Here is a 17298-nt window from a genome sequence, read left to right as displayed (position 1 = left end):
GGCCGCCGCTCGCGGCGCTGCGTGTCGGCGTCGGCCGGCGGCACGTCGCCCTCGAACTCTTCCACATAATGGACTTCCAGCTTTTCCAGCAGGGGCGCGTTGGAATACGACAGGCGCACCCAGGGCTGCTGGCCGTCATTGCGGTACGAATGCACCTGCATGGAAGGCGTATTCCAGACATCCCATTTTTCGATGCGCCTTTCCTCTCCGTTCACTACCGCCACGCCGGCACCGCTGATACAGATCTCCAGCATGTTGGAGTTCTTGCGCAGGTTCAGCGTGGTTTCGCCCGGGTTCACCACATTGATGGTGACATCGGTGCCAGGCGTCAGGCCCAGGCCGGGCATGGTGGCGGCCGGGTGCACGATCAGCGAGGCGCGCCGCCCATTGGCTGGACGCGGCGCCGCGATCAGGCGCTCCACTTCCCGGTCGATGTCCTCCTTGGGAATCAAGACCGGATCCCATTGATGCTGCTGCCGGGCCGCGGCCCCGCTTACGTCGACGAACATGAATGTCTCCTGGCTGTTTGATACCGGGCCGGCGGGCGCCAGCCCGATGAATACGTTGAACCGGGCCTCAGGGCTGCGCCAGCAGCAGGTTCTGCCGTGTCTGCCGCGGCAGGGCATGGCCCAGGTCGCGCGCCTGGGCGGTTTCATAAACGACCCGCGCCATGGCCAGGTCCGACAGGCCCATACCCATGCCCTTGAAAATAGTCAGCCGCGCCTCGGCCGGACGCGCCGCGCCCGCGGCCAGCAGGTCGCTCAGCACCGTCACGCCTTGCCAGGGCTCGCCGTCGGCGCCGTAGCGCTCGCGCAGTTCGCGCGAGCCGCGCCGCGCGTTCTCCAGGTCGTCCACCACGACCGCGTCGGCCCGCTCGAAGACGTCCTGGGCGAACTCGGCCTTGGCGGGCAGGATGGCGCCCACCGCATTCAAGTGGCGACAGGACGCCAGGTCTGACGCCGCAACGAAGGGCTCCGCCGCGCGGGTGATCAGGGTGACGATGCCGGCGCCGTCCAGCGCCTGCGCCAGGCTGTCGGCCGCCACGATTTCGAAGGAATATTTGGAAGCCACGCGCTCCACGAAGGCACGGCGCTTATCGGCAGTGGGGCTGTACACGCGCACGGTGCGCAAATCGCGCACCGCGGCCAGGGCCGCCAGCTGGGTCAAGGCCTGCGGGCCCGTGCCCACCAGCGCCGCCACTTGCGCGTCGGCCGGCGCCAGCGCGCGGGTTGCCACGCCGCTGATGGCCGCGGTACGCAGCATGCCCAGCGCGCGGGCTTCGATGATGGCCAGCAGGGTTCCCGCATTCGCGTCGAACAGGCTGAACACGGAACCGCCGCCCGCCTTGGTATGCACCCAGGTCTTGAATCCGGCGTAGCCGCTGGCCGTCATTACCGACCCCAGCGCGTGCATGGAACTGCCGTCGCCCCAGGTAGCCAGGCTCTTGGGCAGGTTGCGGGCTTCCTGGCGGCCCTGGGCCGCCAGCGTGTCTTGCAGCGCGTCGATGGCGCGGGGCATGTCCAGCACCGACACCACATCCTGCTCGGTCAAGTAGCGCATTGCTTCAGCCATGATGGTTCCCTTCTGTACGAACGGCCGGCTCATCGGCCACCGGATTGCTCAGCCGGCCGATGCCGGGAATTTCCACTTCCAGCACATCGCCGGCCGCCATGAAAACCGGCGGCGTGCGCCGCGCGCCCACGCCTTCCGGGGTGCCGGTGGCAATGACGTCGCCCGGCGCCAGCGGCGTGAAACTGCTGATATAGGCAATCAGCTCGGGGATGGGGAAGATCAGGTCGTCGGCCTGCCCGTCCTGCATCACCTCGCCGTTCAGGCGGGTAATGACACGCAGCACCGTGGGGTCGGGGATCTCGTCGGCCGTGACCAGCCAGGGGCCCAGGGCACCGCTGCGCTCGAAATTCTTGCCGGGCGTGACTTGCGCGTTGTGCTTCTGGAAATCGCGCACCGAGTTCTCGGCCATACAGGTGTAGCCCGCCACATGTTCCAGCGCGCGCGCGGCGGGGATGTGGCGGCCACCCTTGCCGATGACCACCGCCAGTTCGCCTTCGAAATCCAGCTTCGCCGAGGCGGCCGGCCGCCAGACAGGGCATTGATGGCCCACCAGCGAGTCGGCGAAACGCACGAACAGGGAAGGATGCGCCGGCAGTTCCCGGCCCGTCTCGGCCACATGGCGGCCGTAATTCAAGCCCACGCACAGGATCTTGCCGGGCGCCACGATGGTGGGCAGATACTGGATCCGGTCCAGCGGCACGGTGGGCGCCCCGTCGGCAGCCTGCGCGATGGCCTGCGGGCCGGCCGCCAACGCGGCGGCCAGGTCGGGCCAGCGCCGGGTCAGCACGGCCACCCGGCCGCCCTGTTGCGCGCCCCAGCCGGCCTGCCCGTCGTGAAGGAAGCTAAGCAGCTTCATGTGGTCTCCTGGTGTATGCAGTGCTGGCCAGGAAAAACAATCTTTGCATGCATTACCGCAAAAATTCTGGCCATAGAAGCTATTTTTAAGGATTATTGCATGCAATTTTGATTCCGCGCAAGCTGTTCTCGCCGAGATGCGCCCCCATTTGCATGCAATTCTTGTTTAAACTGGAGCGCCAATCAGGAGCCCCACCCCCACATGGCCGCACAAATCGACAAAGTCATTGCCGAACTCAGGGATCTCGTGCTTTCGGGCGAGCTGCAGCCGGGCGAACGTGTCATCGAATTGCAGTTCGCCGCGCGGCTGGGCGTATCGCGCACCCCGCTGCGCATTGCCATGACCGAACTCGAAAAAGAAGGCTTGCTGGAACGGCTGCCCTCGCGCGGCTTCCGGGTGCGGGCCTTCACCGTGGACGAAATCGCCGACGCGGTCGATGTGCGCGGCGTGCTGGAAGGCATGGCCGTGAGGCTGCTGGCCGAGCGCGGCGCGCCGCAGGAAGTGCTGGATCAGTTGCGCGAAGCGGTGGAAGAAGGGAAGCGGCTGTTGGCCCCGGCGGAACGAGATCCCAATGCGACCATCGACGCGCGAGCCTGGGGACGGATCAACCGGCGATTCCATGAAATTCTTTGCTCCGGTACCAACAACCGCGCCCTGATCGCCGCGCTGGAACACAACAACAAGACGCCGCTGGCGGGCCCGGCCGCCCTGACGCTTCCCTCGACACCATCGCAGCTCGAAACGCCGTTCGTACTTCGCGCGCAGGCCGATCACGAAGATCTGCTGCGGGCTATCACCCAGCGCGAGGCCGTGCGCGCCGAAAGCCTGATGCGCGAACACGCGTACCGCAGCCGCGAGAACAAGCGCATTCTGCTGGCGCAGATGCGGATGGAACGAGCCGCCCATCCGCGCACCACGCCTGCCTGACCGCAGTCAGTTGGCGTCCCACCACGTTTGCAGGTCCACGCCCAGGCCGGGCGCCGTGGGCACGGCCATGGCACCCGCCACGATGGGCGGCGGGTCGGCCACGTCCGTCTTGTAGAAGCGCGCGGTGCCCAACCCGCAGGGCTCGATCGGCCCGGGCAGCAATGCGGCGCAATGCAACGCCACGTGCAGCCCCACCGATGTTTCCAGGCTGGCGGTCACCACACTGCGCACCTGGCGCCGCCGCGCTTCGTCGATGATTTCCTTGGTGCGGTCCGGCCCGCCCACGCGGGGCGGTTTCAGGATCAGCACCTGGGCAGCCTGCAGTTCGATCGCCCGGCGCGCATGGAACAACGAACGAATGGTGTCGTCCAGCGCGATGGGCACCCGGGTCTGCCGGCACAAGTCCGCATAGACAGTCAAGTCCGTACCCCGCGGCAGGGGCTCTTCGATATAGTCGATGCCGAACGGCTCCATGGCGCGAATCTGTTCCAGCGCCCAGGATACGTCCCATGACTCGTTCGGGTCCAGGCGGATGCGCAGGTCGGGATAGGCTTCGCGTATCGCCCCCACCCTGGCGACATCCAGCTCGCGCTCGGTGGTGCACTTGATCTTCACCGTGTCCTGCCCTAATGCCACGGCATCGGCGGCACGGCCCACGCACACTTGCGGGTCGGCGTCACCGATCAGGTCATTGACCGGCACCTGGCTGCTGGCCTGGCCTCCCAGGAACACTGCCAGCGACTGGCCCGCCTGCGCGGCCTGCGCGCCGAGCAGCGCCGACGAAATCCCGCAGCGCAGGCGCGCGGGAATCTCGCGCAGCTCGAGTTCGTGCAGCAAATCGTCATGCGCCGGGTCCAGGCCATCCAGCATGGCCGCGCAATGCGCCGCGTAGGCCCAGCCGTCGAACAGTACATGCGGCGGCAAGGCGGCCTCGCCCCACCCCACCGCGCCATCCCGTTCCACGCGCACCAGGATGCCCCGGCGCACATGCTGGATACCCTTGGACCAGCGATAAGGCACTTTCAAATGCTGGACATAGGGCTTGATCGATAGGGAATGCGTCACTCCGGGTCTCCTTGAAGCTGTAATCGTCAATCCGCCGGCAGCAATACGCACCGCTCGGGGGGAAAATGCAGGGTCACTTTCGCGCCGACGGGCTGGATGCCGCCGGACGCCGTGCTGACCGATACATGGCGGTCGGCCGCCATGCGCAGCTGGTACTCGATACGGGCTCCGACGAACACGCAACGCACCACTTCGGCCTCGAAGCAGTTGGCCTTGCCGGCCCCGGACCCGACGATCTCGATGGCTTCCGGGCGTATCATCACGTTGCGGGCGGACATGCCCAGGTGCGTGTTCTGTGCGGCCACGATCGTTCCCACCGCCGAGTTCACTGTCACCTGCCCACCCTGCTCTTGCAGCGCCTCGCACGAAAAAACCTCGGCCTTGCCGATGAACCGGGCGGTGAAAACCCGCTGCGGCCGCTGGTACAGATCGATGGGCGTGCCCTGCTCGACAATCGCCCCCTGGTTCATCACCACGATGCGGTCGGACATCGCCAGGGCCTCGTCCTGGTCGTGCGTGACGAACACCGTGGTGGTCTTCAGCCGCCGCTGCAATTCGCGCAGCTCATCGCGCATCTGCTCGCGCAGCTTCGCGTCCAGGTTCGACAGGGGCTCATCCAGCAACAGCACCTTGCCGCCGCGCACGATCGCGCGGGCCAGCGCCACGCGCTGCTGCTGCCCGCCCGACAACTGCGTTGCCGAGCGTTCGGCGAAGCTGCCCAACCCCACCATGTCGAGCGCCCGCGCCACCTCGGCGCGGGCCTGCTGCCTCGGCACGCCGGCCGCCTCGAGAGGAAAAGCAACGTTGCCGTACACCGACATATGCGGCCAGATGGCATATGACTGAAACACCATGCCCAGGTCCCGCTTGTGGGTCGGTGTATCGACCCTGGATTGCGAGTCGTAGACAGGCTGTCCCGCAATCGAGATCCGGCCGCGCGTGGGCGTTTCCAGGCCGGCGATACAGCGCAGCGTGGTGGTCTTGCCGCAGCCGCTGGGCCCCAGGAAGGTACAGAACTCGCCTTCCCCCGCCGCGAGCGAGATCGACTTGACCGCCTCGACCGGGCCGCGATCGGTCTGGTAATGCACTTGTAGATCGGACACTTCAAGCATGTTCATTTTTCCTATTGCGCGTTGCGTGGCTTGCGCGATCCCGCCGCCTGCCATACCAGCATGGTCACGAACACCAGCGCCACCAGCCAGATCCCGACGGCGGCCGCCTTGTTCGGCTCGCCGCCCACCCAGAAATTCCAGAGCACCACCGGCAGAGTCTGATTGCTGCCGCCCTGCAGCAGCAGCGCCGATGACAATTCCCGCATGCAGTGCGCAATGACCCAGATCCACACCGCCAGCGCGGCCGGCAGGGCCAGCGGCATCACCACCCGCCGCATGACGCGCCACCACCCCGCGCCCGAAGTGCGGGCGGCTTCCTCCAGCTCGCGGTGCAATTGCATCATCACCGCATTGGTGGTGCGCGTGCCGAACGGGATATAGGTGGTGACGTAGGCAATGGCAATGATCCACACGCTGCCGTAGATATTCAGGAACGGCATGTTCAGGTACACATAGATCAGCGCCACGCCGATCATCGTGCCCGGAATCGCGATGGGCAGGAATGACAGGAAGTCGACCAGCTTGCCACTGACACCGCGCCTGCGCACCACGATCCACGAGATCAGCACCGAGAACGCGGCCACCACGGTCGAGGCGGCGACGCCGATCAACAACGAATTGCCCAGCGCGCCCAGCGTCAGCGGGTCGGTGAAGAACGCCATGTGGTTGGCCCAGGTGGCCTGGCCCAGCGCAGCCAGCGAAGGCGGCATCATCCAGGGCATCAGGCTGGTCCAGGCCAGCATGGCCAGCGGCACCACCGTGGCCAGCAGGAAATACACGCCCACGAACGCCAGCGCTACCCATTTCCACGACCCCAGGCGCGACAGCCGGGGCCGGAAGTTCTTGCCGGTGACCGTGACGTAGCGGCTGGCATTGCGCGTCAGCCGCTGATAACCCCAGGCCTGGACCAGCAGTATCACCAGGAAGAACACCGATATGGTGCTGATGATGTGATAGGCCGACATCCCGCCTGCAGTATCGGTGGCCAGGTAAAGAATTCGGCTGGACAGCACGAAGATGTTCACCGGCATGCCCAGCGTGCCCGGAATGTCGAACACCAGGAAACCCACCATCAGCATGAACGTTGCCGCCGCCAGCACCGCCGGCGCCAGCAGCGGCACGAAAATACGCACGAACAACTGGTAGCGGCTGGCACCCGATGTCATGGCGGCTTCTTCCAGGCTGGGATCCATGTTGCGGAAGGCCGGCGACAGGATCAGGAAAGTGGAAGGCACCAGCGACAGGGCCTGCACGAATATCATGCCCGCCACCGAATAGACATTGAACGGCGCTTGCTCCAGGCCCAGCGTATCGCGCAGGAAGACGTTGATGATGCCGATACGCGGGCTCAGCAACAAGATCCAGCCTATCGCCAGCAGGAATGGCGGAATTGCCATGGGCAACGTCAACAGGACGCGGATGGGCGTCTTGCCAGGCAGATCGGTGCGTTCGACCAGCCAGGCCAGGGCCACGCCCAGCAACAGCGCCCAGAACATCGATCCCACCGCGAACCGCAGCGTCACCCATACCATCGACCAGAATTCCGGGTCGGCGTAGACGGATACGTAATTGCCCAGCGTCCAGCCCGGATCGAATGGCAGGCCCGACGGCGTCAGGCTGCTGATCACCAGGATTCCCAGCGGCACCAGCACCAGATAGGCCAGCACGATCAGGACGATAATGGCCGGCAGGTTGCGCGCAAGCGGTGTCCGGCCGGCGCCGGACGGCATAGTTGCAGACATGAAATGCACCCCGAGACAGGAAAGAGGAGCACGCCACCCGCGTGCCTCGCCCGAACGAGGCCGCGGGCGGCGCCAGGATCACATGGCGGGGCGGGATTTCGCCAGGATGGCGTTGTACTGTTCGTTCAGGTCGGCCAGCTTGGCCACTTCCGCGAACGGCCACTCGGCCGTCTGCACGCCTTGCAGCATTTCGTAGGTCTTGGTGGACGACACCAGGGGATTGCCCCGCGATGTGGCCTGCTCATAGGCTTTCGCCCCTTCCGGGGTGGTCAGCCACAGCATCAGCAGCGTGGCGCCGCTTGGGTTGCGGGCAGACTTGCTGACGCTGGACGAAATCGTGTGCATCGGCGTGGGGTCCAGCATGCGGGTCTTGACCGGGGCGCCGGCGTCCAGCACGGGCTGTGCGGAATGATAGAAACCGACAGCCACGTCGACTTCGCCCGAGGCCACGCCTTGCGCCAGCGGGAACGTCGACTTGAACAGATACGGCTTGAGCTTCACGAAATCCTCGAGCCGGGCCTGGGCCTTGTCTTCCCCCCAGACGCTGGCCAACTGGGCAAAGGCGGCGGCCCGCACCCAGGAACCGACGTGGCCGCTCCATTTACTGTTGATCAACTCGTCCCAGCTCTTGGGGGCCTGCTCGTCGCTGACCTTGCGGGTATTCCAGAGCAGCACGTATACCGAGGCCGTGGTCGGCACGGCGTAATTCACCGGCAGCAATGCCGCCGGCAAGCCCAGATTGTCTTTCGACAGGTCGCGCACCAGCCCGCGCTCGTTCAGTTGCCACAAGTGATCCGGCCCACCGGTCAGCAGGTCTGCGGTGTGGCCGCGCGCCTGCACCTCCTGGATCGCGCGCGAGGCGAGTTCATTGCCTCCCACCATGCGCACATACTTGACCTTCACGTCGGGGTAGCTTGCGTGAAACGCCTTGAGCACTTCGGCAATCTGGTTCTCCGGCGAACTTTCGTACCAGACCACCGGCTCGCCTTGCGCCGCCTTGGCAGCCAGGGCCTGCATCGCGTCCGCGCTTTGCGCCGCAGCCGAGGTACAGGCGGCGGCCAGAATGCCTGTCAGCGCAATCCGGCGGAACATTCCGTGCAACAACTTCATGAGTCTCTCCTCGTCCATCTTGGTTGGGCAATGGCTCATAGCGCCGCGCATCGATCACGAAGGAGAAAAGCAAGGCCGGCCGAAACACCCCCCGCCAGGCAGCTATCCAGTATGTCTCCGCAAGATCGCATATTGCATGCAAACTATGCTTTTTTTGATCTAATTTCGGATTTAATTCCGATTATTCGCAGATATTGCATGCAATAATGCCTGCTGTCAAGGAATTTACCCAGGCCAGCCACGATGTCCAGCCATGTCAACTACGTTGTTTCCAGTTTGCGCGGCATGATCCTGGCTGGCCAGTTGGCGCCAGGCGAGCGGATTCGCGAATTACGTGTCGCGGCCCAGTTGAATGTCTCGCGCACGCCCATCCGGCTGGCGCTCAGCCACCTGGAAAGCGAAGGCTTGCTGGAACGCCTGCCTGCTCGCGGTTTTCAGGTCAGGGCGTTTTCCATCGATGCGATTGCCGATGCGATCGATGTGCGCGGCGCCCTGGAAGGCATGGCGGCGCGGCGCGTGCTGGAACGCGGCGCGCCATCTTGCCTGCTGGACGCGTTAGCGGCCTGTGTGCGCCAGGGCCAGCTGATGATCGACCAGGCAGAGGCCCGTCCGGGCGTGTCCGTGGACCCGTATGAATGGAGCCGCATGAACGGGCGATTTCATGGCCTGATCGTGGAATGTGCCGGCAGCGCGGCGCTGACACGCGCCATCCGGCAGAACGACAAGACACCGCTGGCGGGCGCGAACGCCCTGGCGCTGACTGCCTCGGCAGGCCTGGAGACCACGCTGCTGAAGTACGCGCAGGCCGAGCACGGAAGAATACTGGAGGCCCTGCGCGAAAGAGATAGCGGCCGTGCCGAGTGGCTGATGCGCGAACACGCCAGGCTCAGCCGCGATAGTAAGCGGCGCCTGATCGGCGACATGCGCAACATGCCACGGCATGCCGCCGCCGATTGGCAAGCTGGCGCCAAGCCCCAAGGCATGCATGGCGCCAGGTAGGCTGGATTAGTCGACCCGCGCGCCCGACTGCTTCACGACGTCGGCCCAGCGCTTGATGTCGGCCTTGTGCACACGCTCGAATGCCGCGGGGCTGGGGTCGGCCGGCGGGGTGATGCCCTGCGAATCGATCAGCCAGCGCTGGAATTCAGGCTTGGACATTTCCTTGATGACTTCATCGCTGAAGCGCTTCTGGATATCGGCCGGCAGCTTGGCCGGGCCGAACAGGCCGTACCAGGTGCTGCTTTCGTAGCCCGGCAAGCCGCAGCCCTCCGCCACCGTGGGCACGCCGGGCAGGGCTTCCAGCGGTTTGGCCGTGGTAACGCCCAGGGCTATGACCTGGCCCGACTGCACCGCGGCGATGCTGGGCGCGCTTTGGTTGAAGAAGAAATCCACTTCGCCCGACAGCAGCGCCGTCATGGCCGGGCCCTGGCCGCGGTACGGCACGTGCATGATGTTGACCTTGGCCTGGTTGGTGAACTGCGCGCCGGCCAGGTGGCCGGACGTGCCGTTGCCGGTGGACGAATAGTTCATCTTGCCCGGATTCTTGCGTGCCAGCTCGATCAGGTCTTTGCAGGTCTTGATGTCTGGATGCTTCTTGGGATTGACCAGCAGCACGTTGGGCACATCGCCCAGCAGCGCGATGTGGGTGAAGTCATCCCATACGTCGAAGGTCAGGCTGCTGTACAGCGCGGCATTGATGGCGTGGGTGCCCGCCGTGCCGAACAGGAAGGTGTAGCCGTCGGGCGCGGCACGCGACACCACGTCGGATGCCACGTTGCCGCCCGCGCCGGTGCGCGCCTCGACCACGACAGGCACGCCCAGTGTTTCGGTCAGGCCCTGGCCCAGCTTGCGGGCATACAGGTCGACGCCCGATCCGTTCGGGAAGCCGCCGACGATGGTGATGGGCCGGGTCGGCCATTTGTCCTGGGCCGCGGCCGGCAAGGCCGCCGTCAGGCTGGCGACGGCCAGCGTGGCAATGGTCAGAGTACGCAACATGGTTCATTCCCCTTGTGAAGTTGCACTGCTATGACAGTCCGCCGCGGCGGACCTTGTGGTTTATCTCAACGCAACTGCGCCACTGCCTTGCCTATGCGCTCGAGCGCGGCCTGCAGTTGCGCCTGCGACGTGGCATAACTGATGCGGAAGTAAGGCGCCAGCCCGAAGATCGTGCCTGGCACTACCGCGACATCGTGATCTTGCAGCAAGTACTGGCAGAAATCCATGTCGGTGTCCAGGCGCTGGCCGGACGGCGTGGTGCGCCCCAGTACGCCGGCGCAGCTGGCGTAGGTGTAGAACGCGCCCTCCGGAAGCCGGCAGCGCAGGCCTTCAATGGCGTTCAGGCCGTCTACCACCAGGTCGCGGCGCACCTGGAACGACTGGCGGCGTTCCGCCAGCACATCCTGCGGGCCGTCCAGGGCTTCGATGGCGGCCGCCTGGCTGATGGAGCACGGGTTCGACGTGCTCTGGCTTTGCACCACGGCAATGGCGCCGATCAGTTCTTTCGGGCCGCCGGCGTACCCTATGCGCCAACCCGTCATGGCATAGGCCTTCGACAAGCCGTTGATGGTAAGCGTGCGCGGCTTCAGGCGCGGCTCGATCTGCGCCATGGTGCGGAAAGCGAAATCGCCGTAAATAAGGTGCTCGTAGATGTCGTCGCACATGAGCCAGACATGGGGATGCCGCAGCAGCACATCGGCCAGCGCCCGCAAATCGGCTTCCCCGTAGGCCGCCCCCGTGGGGTTGGACGGCGAATTCAGCATCACCCAGCGCGTACGCGGCGTGATGGCGCGTTCCAGGTCGGCGGGATCCATGCGGAAGCCGTTTTCTTCCAGGCAGGCCACTTCCACCGTCTTGCCGCCGGCGATGGCGATCATGTCGGCGTAGGACGTCCAGTAAGGCATGCCCACCACGACTTCGTCGCCGTCGTCCAGGGTGGCCATCAGCGCATTGTGAATGACCTGCTTGGCCCCGGCGCCCACGGTGATTTCATCCGGGCCGTACGACAGGCCGTTGTCGCGCTCGAACTTGCGCGCAATGGCCGCCTTCAGCGCCAGGGTGCCGTCCAGCAGCGTGTACTTGGTTTCGCCGGCGTCGATGGCGCGCACCGCGGCCTGCTTCACGTTGTCGGGCGTGTCGAAGTCGGGCTCGCCCGCGCCCAGCACGATCACGTCGCGCCCCTCGCGCTTGAGTTGCGCGGCGCGCGCGCCGATGCGCAGGATTTCCGACACCGCGATGCTGGCGATGCGGCTGGCCCGCCGGAAGGCGGGCGTGGAAGAAGTTTCGGTAGACATGCTTAGCGATGGATCCGTATGAAGAAACGCGGCCTACAGCGCGGCCGTGACCATGATCTCGACCAGGATGTCGGGCGCGGCCAGTTCGATGGCGCCGCAGCAGCGCGCGGGCGCCTGGCCGGGCACGATCCAGGCATCGTAGACCTCGTTCATGGCCTGGAAATCGGCCATGGTCTTGAGCCAGATCGTGACGTTCAAGGCCCTGGACTTGTCGGTGCCGGCCGCGGCCAGCATCTCGTCCACCTTGGCCAGCACCTGGCGGGTCTGGCCCGCCGCGTCGGCGCCGCGGTCGTCGGCGGTGTGGCCCGCCAGATAAACGGTGCCGTTGTGAATGACGGCGCGCGAACGGCGTGAATTCTGGTCCAGGCGGGTGATGTCGCTCATTGCTGTTCTCCTTGGCCCGAGATGCGGCGGCAGTGGTTCAAGGCGGCCTGGATCAGGTTGTCGCTGGCCTCGGGGGTGCGGAAAGCCGAATGCGCCGACAGCGTCACGTTGTCCAGCTGCGTCAGGGGGTGGTCTTTGGGCATGGGTTCGGTCACGAACACATCCAGGCCGGCGTGGCCCAGTTTGCCCGATTTCAGGGCCTCGATCATGGCGTCCTCATCCACAATGGCGCCGCGCGCGGTGTTCACCAGAATGGCGCCGTCGCGCATCTGGCCGATGCGCTCGCGCGAGATCAGGCCGCGGGTTTCATCGGTAAGCAGCAAGTGCAGCGACACCACGTGGCTTTGGGCCAGCAGTTCGTCCAGTTCCACGAAGCGCACACCGGGATGCGTCTTGGGACTGCGGTTCCAGGCAATGACTTCCATGCCGGCGCCCTGGGCCAAGCGCGCCACTTCGGCGGCGATGCCGCCAAAGCCCACCAGGCCCAGCGTCTTGCCCGTCAGCTGCACGGCGTCCGAACGCAGCCAGTTGCCCGCGCGCATGGCGCGGTCCATGCGGCCGAAGCCCTTGGCCGACGCCCACATCAGGGCAAAGGCGCATTCCGCGACGGCGGTATCGCCGTAGCCCTTGATGATGTGCACTTCAATGCCCAGTTCGGCCAGTTCTTCGGGGTTCATGTAAGAGCGCGGGCCGGTGCCCAGGAACACCACATGCTTCAGGCCCTTGCACTGGCGCGCGATGTCGGTGGGCAGGTGCGTGTGGTCGACGATGGCGATCTCGGCGTCACCCAGCACGCCCGGCAACTGATCGGACGTGATGTCCGGCTGGCGGTTGATGACCAGCTCCAGGTCATCGGCGCGGCGCAGGCGCTCGGCCACGGCCGACAAGGTGGGATTGGCATCGACAAAAATAGCTTTCATGTGAAGGATCCTGGAAAAAAGGGTTCAAAAAAAGATCACAAGACTGCGGACTCGCTGCTGGCCTCGTTGAAACGCGACTCGGCGTAGTCGGCCAGGGCATTGCCCATATAGATTTCCGCGTAACCGGCACGCGTCAGTTCAATCACCTGGTCCAGGTGTTTTTCGATGTGCTGCGCCATCAGGGCCTCGGCCCCGGACACGTCGCGCGCCTGCAGGGCGCGCACCAGGTCGGGATGGTCATTGTGTGTCTGGTTGCGGCGCGCCTTCAGGTCTATCCAGCGGGGAAAGCGGATGCGTTCGTTGATGGAACGCACCGAGCGCAGGAACTCGGGGTTGTCCGCCAGGCTGGCCAGGCGTTCATGGAAGGCCTCGTCGCGCCACAACAGGCCCAGGGCCTGCGCGTCGGTGGCGACTTCATCGCGGCTGCCCTCGACAAAGCGGGCCAGGCTGGCCAGTGCCTCGTCCGAGGCGCGCGCACAGACCAGCCGCACTACCCCCAACTCCACCGTGGCGCGGTACTCGTACAGCGCCATCAGTTGCCGGGCATCCAGCGCGCGCACGGTATAGCCGCGGTTGGGGGTGGCCACCAGGAAGCCCTCGGCCGCGATGCGGTTCAACGCCTCGCGCACCGGCGTGCGGCTGACGCCCAGCTGGCGCGCCAGTTCCAGTTCATTCACCCGGTCGCCCGGCCGCAGGCGAAAGGTGGTGGCCATGGCCTTGATGCGGTCATAGACATGGCTGGGCGTGGCGGCCGCGGGGGTTTCAGTGGCTACAGTCATACGTGCATAAAGAAAGGATCAGGCCGTCGCCCCGGGTAGCGAATGCCCGTGGTGAAAGCGCTGCAAGAAGGATTTCAGGCGGTCGTTGCGCGGATGGCCGAATATCTCGGCCGGGGTATCGATTTCGGCCATCACGCCGTCCAGCATGAACCCCACGCGGTCCGACACATCAGCGGCGAACGCCATCTCATGCGTAACCAATACCATGGTCATGCCGTCGGCCGCCAGTGCCTTCACGACGCCCAGCACTTCCGAGACCAGCTCCGGGTCCAGCGCCGACGTCACCTCGTCGAACAGCATCACGTCGGGCCGCATGGCCAGGGCGCGGGCAATGGCCACGCGCTGCTTCTGCCCGCCCGACAGGCGGCTGGGGAAGGCATCGACTTTGTCGGCCAGGCCCACCTTGGCCAGTAGCTCGCGCGCCAGCCCGGAAGCCTCGGCGCGCGCCATGCCCTTGACCTGCATGGGGGCTTCGATCACGTTCTGCAGCACCGTCATGTGCGGAAACAGATTGAAGTGCTGGAACACCATGCCTATGTCGCGCCGCAGGTCGGCCAGGGCGGCATCCTTGGGCGGCGCCTGGCGGGCATCGAAGTCGAAGCGATGCTTGCCCACCGCCAGGCGGCCCGACTGCGGCATTTCCAGCAAATTCATGCAGCGCAGGAAAGTCGACTTGCCCGAGCCGCTGGCGCCGATCAGCGTAACCACTTCGCCCTTGGCCACTTCCAGCGACACACCCTTGAGAACATGGTGCTGGCCAAACGACTTGTTGATCGCAGTGGCCTGCAGGACGGGATGTTCGGCATTCATCGATGGGCTCCCATGCGTGCTTCCAGGCGCTGGGCACCCAGCGTCAAGGGGAACAGCACGACGAAATAGATAATGGCGACCACGGTGTAGGTTTCCAGCGGCCGATAGATGGCAGCGGTGATCACCGAGCCCTGGTACAGCAGGTCGCCCACCGCCACGGTGGACACCAGCGAGGTGTTCTTCAACTGCAGCACCGTCTGGTTGATGAACGACGGAATCATCACCCGCACCGCCTGGGGCAGGATCAGCCGCCGGAAAATGCGGCCGCGCCGCATGCCCAGGGCCCTGCCGGCTTCCCATTGGCCGCGGTCGACCGCCTCGATGCCGCCGCGGAAGATCTCGGCGTAGAACGCGCCCCCATACAGCGACAGGGTCAGGAAGCACGCCATGCCGGGCGACATTTCCACCTGGATCAGCACCGGCAGCGCGTAGTACATCCACACCAACTGCACCAGCAAAGGCGTGCACCGGAAGATCTCGATATACGCCACCACCGGCACGTTGACCCAGCGCGGCGCGTTGGTGCGCAGCACGCCCGCCACCAGGCCTATTGCCAGGCCGGCCAGGGCCGTGGTCACCGTGAAGACAATGGTGATCCACAGCCCTTGCCAGAGCAGGCCGGCGTACGGTGCCAATGCGCCGAAGTCCCATGCATAGTTCATGGTTGCGGCCTGCTCAGAACTGGATTTCGGAGGGAATGTCGCTTTCCTGGACGTCCAGCTCGGCCAAGCCTTCCAGGAACCATTCGCGCGTCTGCGCCATCGAGCGGTTGTAGTCGGCCCACACGCTCAGGAAATCGCGCCAGCGCTTGTCGGTTTCCAGCCGCACGGCGATGTTGGTGGGCAGCGTCAGAATCGGTTGCGGGATGGCGATATCGGCCAGGGCGGGGTTTTTCTTCAGCATGGGCAGGGCCAGGATGGCCAGCACCACATTGCAGTCGGCGCGGCCGGTGGCAACGGCCAGCACGGCTTCATCGCGCGTCTTGAAGGCCAGGATCTTGGCGTGCGGCGCATAGCGGCGGGCGATCAGCTCATGCGCCGAGCCCATGTCCACGGAAATGCGCACCTCGGGCTTGTTCAGGTCATTCCAGGTGGCCGGCTTGGCAAACCCCTTGCGGGTAACGGCCGTGAACGAATGCACCAGGATCGGCGTGGCGAAATCCACCATCAGCGCGCGTTCCGGCGTGGGGTTCACGGCAAAAGCCAGGTCGATCTTGTTGGATTGCAGGTCCAGGATCTGGTTGCCCCAGGTGGTTTCCACGGTTTCCACCTTGGCATTCAGCTTGGACGCGATGTCGGCCGCCATCTTCAGGCACGCGCCCGACCAGGTGCCGTCGGCGAGGTTCTTGGTGAAGTACGGAGCCTGCCCCACGATCACCCCCATGCGCATCACGCCCGTCTTGCGCACACGGTCCAGGGTGGACTCGCCGGACGGCGCATTCTGGGCGGACGCCCGCAGCGGGGCACCCACGGCGGCGGCGGCAACGGCGCCCACCAGGGCGGTGTGGCTCAACAACTCTCTGCGCTTCATCTGTTAACCCCTTGAATATTCATTGAAAGACGTTGGAACGATGCGGCAACCCAGTTGGAAATTGCACACTGAATTGTCCACATATGATGAATATTGTTTTGTATACAGTCAAGTGTTATGCTTGCGCCACCCGGGACGGCACCCCTTGCGCGGCCCTCTTTTCCAGGCGAGACACTGCTCCATGACTTCTGGCGTTTCCACCCGCACCGGCGGGCAAATCCTGATCGATCAATTGCGGCGCCAGGGCGTCGAACGCGTAACCTGCGTGCCCGGCGAAAGCTACCTGGCCGCGCTGGATGCGCTGCACGACAGCGGCGTGGATGTGGTCATCTGCCGCAACGAGGGCGGCGCCGCGATGATGGCCGAGGCCTATGGCAAGCTCACCGGCCGCCCCGGCGTATGCTTTGTCACCCGCGGCCCGGGCGCCACCAATGCCTGCCATGGCGTGCACATCGCCATGCAGGATTCCACGCCGATGCTGTTGTTCATCGGCCAGGTGGACCGTTCCATGCGCGACCGCGAAGCCTTCCAGGAAGTGGACTACCGCGCCATGTTCGGCGGCATGGCCAAATGGGTGGTGGAAATCGACCGGGCCGAACGCATTCCCGAACTGGTGGCGCGCGCCTACCGCGTGGCCATGCAGGGCCGCCCCGGCCCGGTGGTGATCTCGCTGCCCGAAGACATGCTGGTGGACACTTGCGCCGTGCCCGACGCGCCGCGCGTGGAACCCGCGCAAGCCTGGCCCGCGCCCGCTGATCTGCGCGCCCTGGAAGGCTTGCTGGCACAAGCCCAGCGGCCCATCGCGGTACTGGGCGGGTCCGGCTGGGACGCGGGCGCCTGCCAGCAGTTCGCCGACTTCGCCCAGCGCGCCGGCCTGCCGGTGGCCACCTCGTTCCGGCGCGCTTCGCTGTTCCCGGCCGAACACCCCTGCTACGCCGGCGACCTGGGCATCGGCCCGGATGCCCGCCTGAAGGCCCGCGTGGCGGAAGCCGACCTGATCCTGCTGGTGGGCGGCCGGCTGTCCGAAATGCCGTCGTCCTCGTACACCTTGCTGGACATTCCCACGCCGCGCCAGCAGTTGGTGCACGTGCATGCGGGCGCGGAAGAACTGGGCCGCGTCTACCAGCCCACGCTGGGCATCCAGGCCGGGCCGCGCGCCTTCTGCGCCGCGCTGGACCAAGTGGCCGCGCCGGCGGCGCCC

Annotated in this window: 17 protein-coding genes and 1 pseudogene; 3 read left to right on the top strand and 15 right to left on the bottom strand. The window is 65.6% G+C overall.

Going from position 1 to position 17298, the window contains the following annotated elements:
- The 3 genes and pseudogenes from LPZ50_RS10400 to LPZ50_RS10390 all read right to left on the bottom strand — a co-directional run.
- Window positions 1-509: pseudogene (locus tag LPZ50_RS10400) on the bottom strand (hypothetical protein); the annotation flags it as partial.
- A 67-nt stretch (window positions 510-576) separates the two neighbouring features.
- Window positions 577-1572 (bottom strand): ornithine cyclodeaminase family protein, encoded by a 996-nt coding sequence (locus LPZ50_RS10395; protein ID WP_230660993.1) that lies wholly within the window; start codon window positions 1570-1572, stop codon window positions 577-579.
- Window positions 1565-2428, bottom strand: coding sequence for a fumarylacetoacetate hydrolase family protein (locus tag LPZ50_RS10390; protein WP_230660991.1), 864 nt, complete (start codon window positions 2426-2428; stop codon window positions 1565-1567). Before LPZ50_RS10390 ends, LPZ50_RS10395 begins: the two co-directional genes overlap by 8 nt.
- Window positions 2429-2629: 201 nt before the next feature.
- Between LPZ50_RS10390 and LPZ50_RS10385 the strand changes: the two genes are divergently transcribed.
- Window positions 2630-3355 (top strand): GntR family transcriptional regulator, encoded by a 726-nt coding sequence (locus LPZ50_RS10385; protein ID WP_230660988.1) that lies wholly within the window; start codon window positions 2630-2632, stop codon window positions 3353-3355.
- Window positions 3356-3361: 6 nt separating this feature from the next.
- On the opposite strand, the gene LPZ50_RS10380 is transcribed toward LPZ50_RS10385, so the two are convergent.
- The 4 genes from LPZ50_RS10380 to LPZ50_RS10365 form a co-directional block, all read right to left on the bottom strand.
- On the bottom strand, window positions 3362-4420 hold the full coding sequence (locus LPZ50_RS10380; RefSeq protein ID WP_230660985.1) for a mandelate racemase/muconate lactonizing enzyme family protein: 1059 nt from the start codon (window positions 4418-4420) through the stop codon (window positions 3362-3364).
- 26 nt (window positions 4421-4446) lie between these two features.
- Window positions 4447-5532, bottom strand: coding sequence for an ABC transporter ATP-binding protein (locus LPZ50_RS10375; RefSeq protein WP_230660983.1), 1086 nt, complete (start codon window positions 5530-5532; stop codon window positions 4447-4449).
- An 11-nt stretch (window positions 5533-5543) separates the two neighbouring features.
- Window positions 5544-7274: an ABC transporter permease gene (locus LPZ50_RS10370; protein ID WP_230660980.1), complete on the bottom strand. Its 1731-nt coding sequence runs from the start codon at window positions 7272-7274 to the stop codon at window positions 5544-5546.
- 78 nt (window positions 7275-7352) lie between these two features.
- Window positions 7353-8384, bottom strand: a complete 1032-nt coding sequence (locus LPZ50_RS10365) for an ABC transporter substrate-binding protein (protein ID WP_230660977.1) — start codon at window positions 8382-8384, stop codon at window positions 7353-7355.
- 243 nt (window positions 8385-8627) lie between these two features.
- Between LPZ50_RS10365 and LPZ50_RS10360 the strand changes: the two genes are divergently transcribed.
- Entirely contained in the window at window positions 8628-9383 is a 756-nt protein-coding gene (locus tag LPZ50_RS10360) for a GntR family transcriptional regulator (protein WP_230660974.1), read from the top strand.
- A 6-nt stretch (window positions 9384-9389) separates the two neighbouring features.
- Here the strand turns inward: LPZ50_RS10360 and LPZ50_RS10355 are convergent, their stop codons facing one another.
- From LPZ50_RS10355 to LPZ50_RS10320, 8 genes are all read right to left on the bottom strand, one after another.
- The gene (locus LPZ50_RS10355; protein ID WP_230660972.1) at window positions 9390-10379 is read right to left on the bottom strand and encodes a Bug family tripartite tricarboxylate transporter substrate binding protein; all 990 of its coding nucleotides are present in this window, start codon (window positions 10377-10379) and stop codon (window positions 9390-9392) included.
- 65 nt (window positions 10380-10444) lie between these two features.
- Window positions 10445-11674 (bottom strand): pyridoxal phosphate-dependent aminotransferase, encoded by a 1230-nt coding sequence (locus LPZ50_RS10350; protein ID WP_230660970.1) that lies wholly within the window; start codon window positions 11672-11674, stop codon window positions 10445-10447.
- A gap of 33 nt (window positions 11675-11707) precedes the next feature.
- Entirely contained in the window at window positions 11708-12058 is a 351-nt protein-coding gene (locus LPZ50_RS10345) for a RidA family protein (RefSeq protein WP_230660967.1), read from the bottom strand.
- Window positions 12055-12978 carry an NAD(P)-dependent oxidoreductase gene (locus tag LPZ50_RS10340; RefSeq protein ID WP_230660964.1) on the bottom strand — a complete coding sequence of 308 codons (924 nt, stop codon included), beginning with the start codon at window positions 12976-12978 and terminating at the stop codon, window positions 12055-12057. Before LPZ50_RS10340 ends, LPZ50_RS10345 begins: the two co-directional genes overlap by 4 nt.
- Window positions 12979-13013: 35 nt before the next feature.
- A complete protein-coding gene (locus LPZ50_RS10335) occupies window positions 13014-13757 on the bottom strand; it encodes a GntR family transcriptional regulator (RefSeq protein ID WP_230660962.1) in 744 nt (247 codons plus the stop codon).
- Between the two features lie 18 nt (window positions 13758-13775).
- Window positions 13776-14567, bottom strand: coding sequence for an amino acid ABC transporter ATP-binding protein (locus tag LPZ50_RS10330; protein WP_230660960.1), 792 nt, complete (start codon window positions 14565-14567; stop codon window positions 13776-13778).
- A complete protein-coding gene (locus LPZ50_RS10325) occupies window positions 14564-15229 on the bottom strand; it encodes an amino acid ABC transporter permease (RefSeq protein WP_230660958.1) in 666 nt (221 codons plus the stop codon). Before LPZ50_RS10325 ends, LPZ50_RS10330 begins: the two co-directional genes overlap by 4 nt.
- A 13-nt stretch (window positions 15230-15242) precedes the next feature.
- Complete coding sequence (locus tag LPZ50_RS10320; RefSeq protein ID WP_230660955.1) at window positions 15243-16097, bottom strand: transporter substrate-binding domain-containing protein; 855 nt, start codon at window positions 16095-16097, stop codon at window positions 15243-15245.
- Window positions 16098-16278: 181 nt separating this feature from the next.
- Between LPZ50_RS10320 and LPZ50_RS10315 the strand changes: the two genes are divergently transcribed.
- Window positions 16279-17298: thiamine pyrophosphate-binding protein (locus LPZ50_RS10315; RefSeq protein WP_268903324.1), on the top strand; the 1020-nt coding region annotated here is incomplete at its 3' end.

Source organism: Bordetella petrii (assembly GCF_020991325.1).
Taxonomy (GTDB): domain Bacteria; phylum Pseudomonadota; class Gammaproteobacteria; order Burkholderiales; family Burkholderiaceae_B; genus Bordetella_A; species Bordetella_A petrii_E.
The sequence above is the reverse complement of the archived record's forward strand: the minus strand, read 5'-3'. Positions and strand labels throughout refer to the sequence as shown.